Below are 14,563 nucleotides of genomic sequence, written 5' to 3'. Positions count from 1 at the left end.
ATTAAGATGTCAATGAAATACGAGATTGAAGCTCTCATGGAAGAGAGTGGAGTGAAATTTGGAACTTCCGGTGCCCGAGGTCTAGCGGATGCAATGACTGATGCGGTGTGCTATTCCTACACGGTGGCTTTCCTACAGCATTTGGAGCAGGTGGGTAATATTACAAAAGGCAGCGAAGTTGCCATCGCAGGAGATCTACGTCCTTCGAGTCCGCGTATTTGTGCGGCGGTCGCAAAAGCCGTGGAAGATAAAGGCTACAAGCCCGTTTATTGTGGTGAAGTTCCTTCTCCAGCAGTAGCTTATTACGGATTGGTCAACAAAGTTCCTTCCGTAATGGTAACGGGAAGCCATATCCCTGATGATCGCAATGGAATTAAATACAACACTCCTTTGGGTGAAATCCTCAAGGAAGACGAGCAGGGGATTCGTTCCCAGTCAGTGGAGCTTCTAGAAGGACTTGTGAAAGCTGATGGCTTTTTTAACGAGGCCTATGAACTTCCAGCTATTTATACTGAGGCAGAAGATTTATTCCTGAAGCGTTACACAGATTTCTTTGCTTCAGAGGCACTGGCCGGTTTGAAGCTTGGTGTCTACGAACACAGCTGTGTAGGTCGTGATGTACTCAAGAAAATTTATTCAGCTCTTGGAGCCAATGTGACAGGTCTTGGTCGTAGTGAAAAATTTATTCCGGTTGATACCGAAGCCATTCGCCCGGAAGATGTGAAGCTCGCGGCAGAATGGGCAGCATCGGGTGATTTTGATGCAATTCTCAGTGCTGATGGCGACTGTGATCGTCCACTGATTTCTGATGAGAAGGGGCATTGGCTACGGGGTGATGTGGCAGGGATTCTCTGCGCGCGTTATCTAAAAGCAGATGCTGTGGCGACTCCAGTTAGCTGTAATACGGCAGTGGAGTCTTGTGGAGCTTTTGAATCGGTGAGTAGAACTCGTATCGGAAGTCCCTATGTGATAGCCTCTATGAAAGAAGCATCTGCAAAAGGTGCAAATATGGTGGTGGGTTATGAGGCTAATGGTGGTTTTTTAACGAACTCTGATTTCATTGCCGAAGGCAAAACACTCGATGCGCTACCAACACGTGATGCTGTTATACTTCATATTGCTTTGCTGGCAGATGCCAAAGCAAAAGCCATCAAGCTTTCTGAACTCGTTAATGAACTTCCTGCGCGTTTTACAGCATCAGATCGTCTCAAAGAATTTCCGACTGAGAAATCCAAGGCTAAACTCGCTGAATTTAATACAGATGATTTTGCGAAAGACGCAAAGAAAATAGAAAGGCTCTTTGGTCATTTATGTGGGAAAGTAGTAAGCATGGATGATACCGATGGTATTCGTATAACTTTTGAGAATGATGAAATTATTCATCTTCGTCCTTCAGGTAATGCGCCGGAATTACGTTGTTATAATGAAGCTGATTCAGAAGAACGCGCAGTTGAACTCAATGCTCAATGCATCGAACTCATGAGCACCTGGATCTAACTTTTTTGTTACTGTGGTTTAAGCCAAGGTTTTGTATTAATTCAAGCGATTTACTTATCAGCTTTAAAAGAGTAGTATTTTCCAATATTGTTTTCAACTGGTCCAAGAATCATATATTTAACGGATAAATTGCAGGGTTTATTTCCAGATTTTTTCGATAAGTTTATAGGCACTTGGGTCGTGTTCTTTGAGTTCTGATCTAGTGAATGGGTAAAAGTCATTCTTGCCAAAATAAGCTTCCGTGAGTTCGGCAAAGTATTCTTTGTCGTTATTCATAGCGTAAGCTCGCTTTTTTCCACCTGCAACATACTGAACAGAATCATAGATCCCACTTTGTTTGGCCTTCTTATAAGTATTCAATATTTCTTTATGATTATAGCCTAAGACTTGATGATGATAGGCATGAGAAAGTTCATGTAGAATAATCATCGGTTGGTATTTAAGCCAATCAATATAGTTTTGCGCATTTTGAATCTCTATTGACATGGCCATTTTTGGATTTCGTCCGTTATTACGCAACCATTGTTCTGAAGGGTGATAGGCGGCGCCAGCTTGAGTATTGACGCTTATCCAGATCTTAACTTTTTTAAGATGCCTTAAATGTTTTTTAGGTATTAATTGCTCAACTTCCAATAAGTCTTTTTCTAATTGCTCATATGCTTGAGTTAAAGTCGCTTTATGAGCCTTATCATCCGTTTGCTGAATATAGATATGCCAAGATTTATTATCTTGCTTTTTGTATTCATCAGCGAAAGCAGTGAAGAGCAATACAAAGTTAATGACTAGAGTGATTAGTATTTTTGGCATCTTTAACTCTTAAGGTTTTAGAAATGATGAATACACAAGAGCGTTTTATAAAAGCTTGGCTTTACTTAGGGTAGGCGGCAAAACTTCTATTTGTCTGAGTCGTATTTAACTTAATTTGAGAAATTTGAAACATATCATTGCCATGGACTTTGTGAAAACTAAAACGATAGAACTTAAATTCATGCGAAGATTCACTCAATTCATATGAACGTTTCATACGACGTTTTTCAAACATGGTTTGATTAGACTTTGTATCTAGTGGAGTCCACGTTTTTCCATCATTGGATGCTTCGAGAAGCCAATTTTTTGGATCGCGCTGGGGTACATCTCCACCAGAAGTGAGTTCGTAAGAAATTATGCCCACAGGTCGATCGTATTCAGCTTGCCAAGTGACGACTTTATTCTCATGGAACAAGCACCATTTACTAGCGCTTTTACCATCAATGCTTTGCTCAATCATTTGATTTGTCGTTCCTTTAGTTCCAGTGACCATAAAATTATTTTTCTTGCTATTTAAATCTAATTGACTGATGTGACCACTAAAACTAGCGGTAATAATATTGCCCTTTTTAAGGTCGAGTGACATTAGGTAATCATCTTGAAGTTGAGCGGTGAAAGTTTCGGCGGGCTTGTCTGGATCAAATTTTCCATCGTTCGGGATTGGGAATTTTTTAATTGCCCCGTCATCAGCCACTGCCCAGAGAAAATCTCCTTGCTGTTTAAGCTTAAAAATATTTTTCTTTTTAAAATCATGCCTAAGAAAAATTGCTGAGCCTTCTTTGGCAAAACGTTCTTCCATATCGCCTGCAGTACCATCTTCATCGCGAATCAAGACGGGATTCCATCCATGTAGATGTTTACCTCCACCTGCAGACCAAGCAAGTAGGCTATCTTTTTGGGTAATAACTGAATAGACTTTGAAGTGACCATTAACTTTACCGTAAACTTTGGAATGCCCCTTGTAAGTTGTGAAGAGCAAACCTGATTTTAAGTTAAAAACTTTAAGGGTTTTATCGAAAGAAGAGGAAATAAGGAACGGTTGTGCGTCGACTTTTGAACCCCAATCTGAACTGAGTTTCTTTAAGTAGTCGACTACATTTTTATATTTTTCGATGTCAGTAGCATTGTAGTCAGTTGTTTTGACTTCACGAGTTTTGCCAATTCCTGTTTCACGAATATCGGATAGCTTAATATTTTTATCTTGTGCGAATTCGAGCTGCCAATTCGCTTCGCGAATAATTGTACGGTCAGCAAACTTCCAAATTTGTCTATTGTGTTCACCGCCTTTCTTTTCAAATTCAGTGTAAACAAGAAAGTCGGGGAGGCCTTCATTTTTAGCTTGTTCTTCATAAAAGCTATAATCAGTTACTGCGAGTCCCGTGACCCAATGTGCATGCTGTTTATTACGCCAGAGAAGTTTATTGTTTTTTAAATCAAAAACTCGAATATTACTATCTGCGCCACCGGCAATGAGTTTTGAACCATCGGGAGACATCGTTAAATCGAGAACAACATCTTCACACATAGCAATGTTCTTGATACTTTTACTCTTCAAGTTCACTTGGCTTATTTCACCATATTCACCAGGTGCACCACCTCCAACATATATAGATTTACCATCTTTTGAAAAAACGATCGCATTAATGGTTTGTGGAAGACCCTGTATACGATCTAATAATTTACCTTTATGATCCCAGATAAGAACTTCGTTATACCCCGCGGAAAATATGGTTTTTCCATCAGGAGAAAACTTTGAAGTAAAGACTGGGAGTTTTGTGGGATAAGTCTTTGGAGGTTTAGGATGTTTGGGTGGTGGTAACATGGTAATGAGTTTGTCTTCTTCAGATTCACCATCAAATTTTGCGCCTTCCGCAATCCATTGTTCAAAGAGTTTTATTTCCGCTTTACTAAGGGCATCATCTTTTTGAGGCATGCGTTCGTCTTCATCATCAGTAATCAATAATTCGTAGAGGTAACTATCTTCTGGGTCTTTGGGCACGATAGCCTCGATACCACTTTTACCTGCTTTCATGAATTTAGTAAAAGTATCCACACCATAGCCACCTTTCTTTTTTTGTTCTCCATGGCATGATTCGCATTTCTGTTTAAGTATTGGAGCTAAGTGTTTTTTGAAGCTCACTTCAGCATTGACTGATAGAGCTAGTAGAGTGCAAAGTATGATTTTTTTCATTATAAGCTCCTAATGCTGAAAAATAAATTCATTTGAATTAATGACCACCCAATAAAGGTCGCGTAAAGCTTCATCTTTATCAGTTGTTTTTTTGAGATGATCTGTAGCAATTTTTAATTCATCGTTCTTTGGACTTCGGGAATAAGCACTCAGATACAGTTGTTTGATATTTTCCGCTTCATCAAGTTTTTTGTTATAGACAACTCGTTTGAGTTTCTCTTTGATGTATTCACCATTCATGAGTTGTAAGCTTTGATCCAAAGCCACTGATTCGGGTCTTTCGCAGGCACAAACGGTCTTTCGTTCAGGCTGACCAAAGGCGGTAAGAAATTTAGATTTTTCTGGATAGAGTTTTTGTGTAGCAAATACTTTGTCTAGCTTATTCTGAACTTTGCTCCATTCCTCTTTCAAAGTTTTATATTGTGCGGAGGATTGATAATAACTATATTTCACATAATCACGTTCCCAACCAGCAAGCTTGGAATATTTTTGCGCCATGTTGAGTGTATCGAGATTGAGTGATGTTTGAGTAGTCGCAACGGGATGAGTACTCATTTGTATTTTGTATTTTGCAAAAATACCTTCGTCCCTTTGGAGATGGTTTTGTTCGAGAACAAGAACCTGGCCAGCTTTTGTCTGTAGTTCTTTAAAAGTTATGGCATAATGGGGTTCAACATTAATATTGTGAGGTAACCATTGTCCTTCTTTACTGACTTGTTTAGTGAGTATAGTATCCCCATGAAATTCGCCGTATTGAGCTGCTGTAATATCAATCTTTTGAACTGAGGGAAGAGCAAGAGTCGTCACATCCATTCGCCTATTTGAACTTACCTTGGCTTGATGAATGAGCTTTGATTGCGCATTGAAGAATTTTATAGTCGCATTGTGATGTAGATGAAGGCTTAAGAATTGAAGAGCCGTTTCTACAGGGAACTCAATTTTTAGCTTTGCAGAAGTTTTTACAGCCTGAGGCTTAGCATTTTGAAGTTGTTTATATACAGCGCCTGATGCCATGTCTCTAATCTTGGCTTGTGAGCTGAGGTTTTTGCCATCCATAATCAATTCAATTTCACCAATGGCATTATCTCGATTAGCTTCGATCTCTATATATTTAACTTTGTTCCCAATTCCCTTTGTGGTGATCCATGCATGTTGTTTACTGAGGCCAAACTTACCTTGAAACCCATTGCCATATTTGTTTTTTGCGTTTTTCGCAAACACAAAACGAAGTGCCGTTAAAGTACCATCTTTTAGTGGGTGATAGCTACGAACAGCTCCTAGTCGTTGATCTTTGTTAGGATTACTATTTGGACTTGTCTCAATATATTCACTCGGCTTTAAGTCTTTGTAGCCTTCTTTTTGAAGGATTTGCTGTGCTTGTGAAGCTTTTAGATCCTGCCATTGCGCATCTTTTTGTACCTCTTTAAGCCAATGAGGGAAGTTTTTACCCAAATTGACTTTGAGCTCATTGATCTCTTTAACTTTTTGCTTGGTAAACTTTTGTTCATTTTTAAGTTTATTACTATCGGGAGCATCACATAAAAGCAGTATGGCATCTTTAACTTGTTCAGCAGCTAAAACACGTGGACGAGCGTGAGAGAAAAGTTCGCTGTCTTTTTTATTGAAGTCATTGCTTTCAGTAGTGCGTTGATAAGTTTGTGAATTTAGAATCTGCCTAAACATATGCTTGCGGTCATAGCCTGACTCAGTAAAGTCCTTGGCTAGGGCCGCCAATAATTCTTTGTTAGTAGCCGGGTTTGAAGGACGAAAGTCGTCTACTGGCATGACAATGCCGCGACCTAATAAATAAGACCAAATACGATTGACTTCGGTATTGGCAAAGTAGGGGTTTTCTTTTGCAGTCAACCATTGTACAAAAGCTTGACGTGGGTCGTCTTTGGACTCACGTTTGACATCAATAGGCCAAGGGAGTTGATGAATTTTGGTACGTGGGTTAGCCGTGTTGCGGACCCCATTCGCTTTAATCAAAATGGTTTTTCTAAAAGGTTCATTGCCTTTTTCTCTCGCAAGAATTTTTCGATCAATGTTATTAAAAGCAGAAGTGATTTGGTAATAATTATCCTGAGTCCAACTTTCGTATGGGTGGTTATGGCACTGTGCGCAGGTGAGTCGTGATCCCATAAAGAGTTGACTTACGGACTCTGTGACCATTTTGCTATCTGTGGTGGTGCGGAAAAAATTAGCTTTCGGATTTATGTCAGTATGTCCTTGTGACATGAGCAGTTCTTCGGTGAACTTGTCAAAGGGCATATTTGATTTAATAGCTTCGTATATCCAACGACTATAATTCGCTGCATTTTCAGACTTAAGTTCGTGCGTGTTAATTTTGAGTAAGTCTGCAGTTTTCATCGCGTAAAAACGAGCAAATTCATCGGAATCTAAATATTTATCTATGAGTTGGTTACGTTTATGTGGATTTTTATCATTGATAAATTTATTAACTTCTTCGGCTTTAGGAAGTTGACCACGTACATCTAAAGAAAGGCGACGAATAAATGTTGAATCATCAATTGTATCTGCGGGCAGGTATTGGAGTTGACGAAGCTTATTGTTAACTAGAGTATCGATATAATTATTTTCTTTTGGAGCTTTCCATTTGAAGCCATCAATCTTTTTAACCATGGTGAAATTTACTGTGACAACATCGTCGATATATCTAACTGAGATGGCTGATTGACCACGATCATGACCACTTACGAGTCCATTGTCGTTCACTGTAGCAACGCGCTTATGAGATGTAGCATAAGTAGCTATTCGAGTGACATCTTTGAATGTTCCATCTTCGAAAAGAGCCCAAACTGAAAGTTGTTGATCTTGATTTGGGAACTCGAGCGCGCGATCACTTGGAAATACTTTTAGTGTTTTAAGTTTCTTCTGTCCTTTATCAGATTTGGCACCTTCCTTAATCCATTGCAAGAGAAGTTCATATTGTAATGAACCGACTTCGAGACGTTTTCCACCAACATGCCCAACTTGCATGCTAGGTTTTTTGAGCAATAGACTTTGTTCTGGGGCAATGGGTTGCAAGAAACGTCCCATAGCACCACGAATCATATTAGTTTCATCAAAGTCCGGATCAAAGGCGTTGAGAGATAATTCCAATGCACCTCGACCATTGGGTTTACCATGACAACCACCACCATTACATCCTTGCTTGGTGAGAATCGCTAGTGTTTCCCAATTGAAAGAGACTGGGTCATTTTTATCCGTGGAATTTACTGTTAGAGGGATTGTTTTTACATGTTTTCCATAGCTGATTGTGACCTGACCTTTGCCATTGGCTAGAGGTGTAAGGTAAGCATCTTCAATTTTTACCATGTGGCCATGACTAAATTTGGCCTTGCGACTCAAGTCAATAACTTTTCCCTCTTTGCTGTAACCAGTGACAAGAATCTGTGCACAAGAACGTGCACTATTAAGTTTGATTTCTTTGGGTAAAACAGAGATTTTGACAATGTCCTCTGCGTAAGCTGCAAAAGTAGTAAAGAATAAGAACGCGCTGAGTAGTTTGATCATGCGAAAAGCTCCGGTATGGCGTGTCCGCCTTTAGCAATAAACATCGGACGTCCACCGGGTGTATGTATAGGGGCCTCATTATCGATGCCCATTTTTTCTAAAACAGTGGCTCCAAAATCTTCTATGGTATAGCCGCGTGAACTGGTGATATAGTAACCATCTTTATCTGTTTCTCCGACAACATGACCGCGGGGAACCCCTGCGCCTGCAAAAGCATAACTAAAGGCATGAGTCCAGTGATCACGACCTTGACGCTCATTAATTTTTGGTGTGCGACCGAGTTCAGTTACAAAACAAACTAAAGTATCTTCCAGTAAACCGCGTTGATCCATGTCTTGGATTAAGCCAGAAAGTGCCCAGTCTGTACTGCCCATCATAGGCCAAGTTCCAATGCCATAGCGTCCGCCACCAGCACCACCGCCAGGAATATTTGTATGTGACTTTGAATAAATAGCGTCGTGGTGATCCCAGTTCATATTATTACCACCAGAGTAGCGATTGTTGATATTGCGAAATTTTGTATCAATACAAACGTAACGAACACCCGATTCTATGAGTTTGCGGCCAAGCATATACAAGTCCGCACGTTGACGTAGCTCTTTTTGCTCAGGACCATACATTTTTTTGATATGATCGGGTTCTTTGGAAAGGTCAAAGGCTGCAACCGTATTGGGATTTATGAGCATTTCTTCTGCTTGTTGTGAGAAGGTTTGCATGGCTAATATCTGCTCAGAAGTACTTTTGCCCATACCAGAATTCAACTTGGACAACAATTTTCGACGTTCGAGGAGTTGCTCTATAGCTTCCTTGCTTAAGCCTAGGCCATTTACCTCACCATATTTTATGGCAAAAGCTTTATCCTTGGCAGCAAGAAAACCTAAACGAGAAGCAAACTTTGATTGTTCACCAGTCGCTTCATGAACATAAGCGGGAAGGTAGGGGGCTAAGCGCCCTTTATGATGAGCAATGACGGAACCAATATCGGGTAGTTCCACAGGACCTGTGGGGTCACCTGCGGACATGACGTACTGTGAGCCTAATGGATGAGAATTGCCAATAGATGCTTTCTTTTGATACATAGAGCGTACAATGGTCATGCGGTCAGCTACTTTAGCGGTTTTCTCCATGAGCTCTGTAAAATGAATGCCAGGAACATTAGTTTTGATGTTTTTAAAGGGGCTGCGATGAATAATGTTTGCTTGGGGCTTAGGATCAAAAGTATCAATTTGAGAAACACCACCTTGCTCAAAGATGACTAAAACTTGCTTAGCTTGAGCTTTAATTCTACGTCCAGAGCTCGCCATAAGGGAAGGCGCAATTGCACCTGCACTAAGACTTTTTATAAAATTCCGTCTATTAAAATTCATCTTAATCCTTGATAATTTCATTCATTGTATTTATGTAAATAAATAACATTAATTATAACATAATTCCAATCTTGTTTAAAAAATATCTATAAGTTAAACGCTCAATCTAAACAAAATATTATCTTATTAATCTTGGAAAAAGCCGACTTAAGAAATTCAACCAATGAAATGTATAAGTCAATTAGCTTATTATACTCCTGTGTATAGATAACTATTCCATCGAAATAGGTGTCTATAAACCAAGCTTACTTATCAATACAGGTCCACTTTAAGCCATAGGTATTCAGCATGTCCATAAAAGGGTCTGGATCCATTTCTTCCATATTGAAAACCCCTTGTCCTTGCCAAGTATTATTAGCGAGAAGAGCAGTGCCAATTGCAGCTGGGACACCCGTTGTATAAGAAATGGCTTGTGAACCTAATTCTTCAAAGCAGGCTTCGTGGTCACAGATATTGTAAATGTAGAGCGACTTTTCTTTGCCGTCTTTTGTACCCTTGATGATATTACCTATACAAGTTTTTCCTTTAGAAGATTTACCGAGGTCTCCAGGGTTGGGCAAGACAGCTTTGAGAAATTGTAGGGGAACAATTTTTTGCCCTTCATATTCGATTTCATCAATACGGGTCATTCCCACATTCTGTAAGACTTCTAAGTGCTTAAGGTAATTGTCGGAAAAACTCATCCAAAATTGAGCTTTCTTAATGGTTGGGATGTGTTTTGTAAGGGATTCTAACTCTTCGTGGTACATGCGGTAAATATTAAAGGTACCGACACCTTCCGGACAAGTGTATTCACGCTTCATTGACATAGCAGGAGTTTCGATGAATTTCCCATCTTCCCAATGACGACATTCAGCCGTAACTTCACGAATATTAATTTCTGGATTAAAGTTAGTTGCAAAAGCCTGGCCATGATCACCACCATTGACATCGATAATGTCGAGTTCAGTAATTTCATCAAAGTGATGTTTAAGTGCCCAAGCAGTAAAAATATTGGTGACACCAGGATCAAAACCGGAACCAAGTAGGGCAAAGAGACCTGCCTCTTTAAAACGCTCTTGATAATCCCATTGCCAGCTGTATTCAAATTTGGCTGTATCTAAGGGCTCATAGTTAGCTGTATCAACATAGTGAACACCGCATTCGAGACAGGCATCCATAATGGTGAGGTCTTGATAAGGTAGGGCTACGTTTAAAACAATGTCGGGTTGAAAGTCTTTCATTAAGGCAACTAATTCAGGTACATTATCGGCATTAACTTGAGCCGTACTGATTTTGTCTTTTGCGAGTTTCGCAATCGCATCGCATTTTGATTTAGTTCTAGATGCGAGCATAATTTCGGAGAAAACGCCTATTTCTAAGCATTTGAGTGTTGCAACCTGGCTAACGCCGCCAGCGCCAATAATAAGTAATCTAGACATAATAAATTCCTTAATTTTGAGAGTCGAGATAAGTGTATTGTTTTAAACAGTTTTCATAAAAATCTATATGCTTCACCCCCATTCTTGCTTGAATGTGGCCAGCTTTAATATTTTTATCGATTTCTTTTTTTATGACCTGAGCCATATTGGAAGGATTGTACTGCATGGTACTGAGCACATCGCCGGCTGTACCACCAGTTATAGCTTCATCAATATAGAAGCCACTTTCATCATCTTTATCCGCATAGACGTGTACTTCATGGAGTCGACCAAAAAGATTGTGCATCACTCCCATCACATCTTGGTAGGCACCCGTCAGAAAAATGCCGATGTGGTAGGGGACGTCATTGGTGATTTTATGAAGTTTAATAGTTTCTGAAAGCCCCTCAGGACCTAGGAATTGTTTGATTTGACCATCGGAATCACAACTTATATCACAAAGCTTACAATCTTCTTTGGGTTCTTCATTGAGTTTCTGGAGTGGCATGATTGGTAGTACTTGGTCAATTGCCCAGATGTCGGCAGCGGATTGAAAGACAGAAAAATTACAGAGGTATTGTTTCGCACGGCTTTGTTCTAATTCGCGTAAATCATCGGGAATGAATTCTTTTTGTTTCAGCAGTTCACTAATTTGGTCGACAACTTGCCAATAAATGTTTTCAATAGCGGCTTGTTCATCTAACTCTAAAATGCCTAACTTGAAAGCTTGCATAGACTCATTCTTGATCTGTTTGGCATCATTGAGCATTTCTTGGCAATTACTAATATTAAGCTCTTCAAGAGTGGATCGCATGTTTTGCAGTAGGTAATGATCGCTTTCTTGAGCTTTACGCTCAAAGTCTTCGTGATGTTTCTTTTTGATGTCAATCACATTCGTAACGACACATGAATGGTGTGCGGTGATCGCACGACCACTTTCGGTTACAATATGCGGGTGAGCGACTTTCTCATCATCACAGATTTGTTTAATGGAAAGGACTAAGTCCATTGCGTATTCATCTAAACGGTAATTACGTGATGAGTCCCTCGTAGAACGGCTGCCATCATAATCAATCGCAAGGCCACCACCAGCATCGAGGTACTCAATATTAATACCCATCTTTGCGATCTTCGCATAAACTCGCGCTCCTTCAATAATCGCTTCTTTAATCGTTTTAATATCAGCGATTTGACTTCCCATGTGAAAGTGTAAGAGCTTGAGACAGTCAAGCATATCTTCATTTTTCAGTATATTGATGCACTTAATAATTTCTAATATAGAGAGTCCAAACTTGGCATTCTCTCCTGAAGACGAAGCCCATTTACCTCGACTCTCAGACGAAAGTTTGAGTCGGAGGCCAATAAGAGGACGAATATTTTGCTCTCGTGAAACTTCTAGTAATAAGTTAAGTTCACTAAAATTCTCAATGACGACTAGGCATTTACGCCCCATTTTGACTCCTAGTAAAGCTAAGCGCATATAATCACGATCTTTGTAGCCATTGAGGATAGTTAGGCTATTTAGATTAGTGTTGTAGGCAAGGGCGGCTAGTATTTCTGGTTTAGATCCAGCCTCAAGGCCATAGTCGAATTCAGCTCCAGCCTCAACGATTTCTTCCACGACTTCACGCATTTGATTAACTTTAATGGGATAAACACCTCGATATTGTCCATGGTAGTCTAATTCTTTGATTGCTTCCTGGAAGGCAAGATTGAGCTTGCGGACTTGAGCTCGTAGAATATCATGGAAACGTATAACGACAGGAAGTTTTAATCCTTGTAGCTTGATTTCTTCTACGACTTTACTGATGGGGATTTGTAATTCATTTTTATCTTGAAAAGGGAGCACACAAAGATGGCCATCATCATTTACATCGAAAAATGAATCAGACCAACGCTCTATGTTGTACTGTTCTTGTGGATCCCAGCTCATGAATGTTTTCTATTTAGCGCGTGAAATAAACTCGCCTGAGCGAGTGTCGACTTTGATAAGTTCACCTGATTCTAAGTACTCAGGAACTTGTAAGTTGTAGCCAGTTTCTAAAACGGCATTTTTTGTGCGAGCGGTTGCCGAGGCAGATTTAATACTAGGGTCACATTCAGTCACAGTAAGCTGAACAGTGTCAGGTAGTGTTACAGTTTTTACTGCACCATCAATGAGTAGGGCAGTGAGCTCCATGCCCTCGAGTAAAAAGTTTTTATCATCACCAATAAAATCTAAGTTCAGTTCAAATTGATCATAAGTTTCTAAGTCCATGAAAATGTAGTTACTTCCTTCTATATAAGAAAACTCTACTGGACGCTTTTCATACTCGCCTTCTTTAAGCATTTCATCACTCTTGAAACTATGGTCTGTTTTTTGGCCTGTAATGAGGTCGCGTGTTCTTATTTTATAGAGTGTGCTACCGCCACGTGCCGAAGGGCTTTGACAAGTGATTGTGTCGACAATGTGGAGTTTTCCTGCGATGTCGAGGACTGAGTTTTTCTTGATTTTAGAAGCTTGAACCATTTGGATCTCGTTTGTTTATTAAAATTATAAAGATGATGAATTGTTTGTTGTCAAAAAAAAAGCCAGGGTGAGGAACCCTGGCTTCATGACTAACTGAGAAGTTTTACGCGAGTTCCGCAGCGGCAGTTCTTAAAGCCTCGGCCGTTCGTTCCCAATCAAGGCATTTATCAGTAATTGAAACGCCATACTTCATGTCATCTAAATTATCTGGAATAGATTGGTTGCCTTCGTTGATATTACTCTCTAGCATTACACCTTTGATTTTACCTGGTGTTTCATTGATTTGAGCAACAATATCGTTGAGGACTGGAACTTGTTTGTTGTGATCTTTCGAAGAGTTGGCATGTGAGCAGTCAACAACGATAGAAGCTTCGATACCACGGCTATCAATTACTTCAATACATTTAGCGATTGAAACAGCATCGTAGTTAGGCCCATCGTGTCCACCGCGAAGTACGAGGTGGCCATGTGGATTACCAGTTGTAGAAACAACTGAAGAGCGACCATTAGCGTCGATACCTAAAAAGTGTTGGGGAAGGCGACTAGATTGAATTGCGTTGAGCGCAACTTCGAAGCTACCATCAGTACTATTTTTGAAACCCACTGGCATAGAAAGTCCACTCGCCATTTCACGGTGAGTTTGTGATTCAGTAGTTCGTGCACCAATTGCGGCCCATGATACTAGATCCGAAAGGTATTGTGGAACGATGGGGTCAAGAAATTCAGTTGCCGTAGCTAAACCCATTGAAGCAACTTCATTAAGGATTTGGCGACCAAGTACAACACCTTCTTCAATAGCGTAAGAATTATTGATATGTGGATCGTTGATTAAACCTTTCCAGCCACCAATAGTTCTTGGCTTTTCAAAGTAGACACGCATAACAATGAAGATTTTGTCGTCGAGTTCTTTCTGGAGCTCAGTAAGGCGTTTTGCATAATCAATTGCAATTTCTTTGCTGTGAATTGAGCAAGGGCCAGTTATGACCATAAGGCGTTTGTCCTCACCATTGAGGATTTTTACGATTGTATCGCGGCCGTTTTGAATGGCTTTTGCAGCATCGTCGGTTACTGGAACACTCTCACGAATAACTGCAGGAGCAGAAAGTGGAGTGATTTTTGCTATGTGGATATTGTTTAAGTCGCTCATTGTGTCTCTATATAATATTAAAATAAAATTAATGCCCTTATAAAAAACCTTTAATGAGATTCGTCAAGCTCTTTAAAGACAGTCTTGACAAAAGCCTTGTCATTTCTA

General features: G+C 39.9%; 9 protein-coding genes. 1 reads left to right on the top strand and 8 read right to left on the bottom strand.

Annotation, left to right across the window (positions count from 1 at the left end; translation table 11 throughout):
- The first annotated feature begins 12 nt into the window (after positions 1 to 12).
- Positions 13 to 1,497 (top strand): phosphomannomutase, encoded by a 1,485-nt coding sequence (locus tag PQO01_RS08280; RefSeq protein ID WP_274313554.1) that lies wholly within the window; start codon positions 13 to 15, stop codon positions 1,495 to 1,497.
- A gap of 138 nt (positions 1,498 to 1,635) precedes the next feature.
- Here PQO01_RS08280 and PQO01_RS08275 read toward each other — a convergent pair whose 3' ends face one another.
- The 8 genes from PQO01_RS08275 to PQO01_RS08240 all read right to left on the bottom strand — a co-directional run bounded on the left by PQO01_RS08275 (position 1,636) and on the right by PQO01_RS08240 (position 14,455).
- The gene (locus tag PQO01_RS08275) at positions 1,636 to 2,304 is read right to left on the bottom strand and encodes a hypothetical protein (protein ID WP_274313553.1); all 669 of its coding nucleotides are present in this window, start codon (positions 2,302 to 2,304) and stop codon (positions 1,636 to 1,638) included.
- 61 nt (positions 2,305 to 2,365) lie between these two features.
- Entirely contained in the window at positions 2,366 to 4,495 is a 2,130-nt protein-coding gene (locus PQO01_RS08270) for a c-type cytochrome domain-containing protein (RefSeq protein ID WP_274313552.1), read from the bottom strand.
- A 9-nt stretch (positions 4,496 to 4,504) separates the two neighbouring features.
- Entirely contained in the window at positions 4,505 to 8,032 is a 3,528-nt protein-coding gene (locus PQO01_RS08265) for a DUF1553 domain-containing protein (protein WP_274313551.1), read from the bottom strand.
- Positions 8,029 to 9,399, bottom strand: a complete 1,371-nt coding sequence (locus PQO01_RS08260; RefSeq protein WP_274313550.1) for a DUF1501 domain-containing protein — start codon at positions 9,397 to 9,399, stop codon at positions 8,029 to 8,031. Before PQO01_RS08260 ends, PQO01_RS08265 begins: the two co-directional genes overlap by 4 nt.
- Before the next feature lie 245 nt (positions 9,400 to 9,644).
- Positions 9,645 to 10,820, bottom strand: a complete 1,176-nt coding sequence (locus PQO01_RS08255) for a saccharopine dehydrogenase family protein (protein ID WP_274313549.1) — start codon at positions 10,818 to 10,820, stop codon at positions 9,645 to 9,647.
- A 10-nt stretch (positions 10,821 to 10,830) separates the two neighbouring features.
- Entirely contained in the window at positions 10,831 to 12,732 is a 1,902-nt protein-coding gene (gene speA, locus PQO01_RS08250) for a biosynthetic arginine decarboxylase (RefSeq protein WP_274313548.1), read from the bottom strand.
- Between the two features lie 9 nt (positions 12,733 to 12,741).
- Positions 12,742 to 13,308 carry an elongation factor P gene (locus PQO01_RS08245; protein WP_274313547.1) on the bottom strand — a complete coding sequence of 189 codons (567 nt, stop codon included), beginning with the start codon at positions 13,306 to 13,308 and terminating at the stop codon, positions 12,742 to 12,744.
- A 103-nt stretch (positions 13,309 to 13,411) separates the two neighbouring features.
- Entirely contained in the window at positions 13,412 to 14,455 is a 1,044-nt protein-coding gene (locus PQO01_RS08240; protein ID WP_274313546.1) for a 3-deoxy-7-phosphoheptulonate synthase, read from the bottom strand.
- Positions 14,456 to 14,563 lie beyond the last annotated feature (108 nt).

This window comes from Lentisphaera marina, assembly GCF_028745505.1.
Classification (GTDB): Bacteria; Verrucomicrobiota; Lentisphaeria; order Lentisphaerales; family Lentisphaeraceae; genus Lentisphaera; species Lentisphaera marina.
This window is presented reverse-complemented; position numbering and strand designations above follow the sequence as displayed.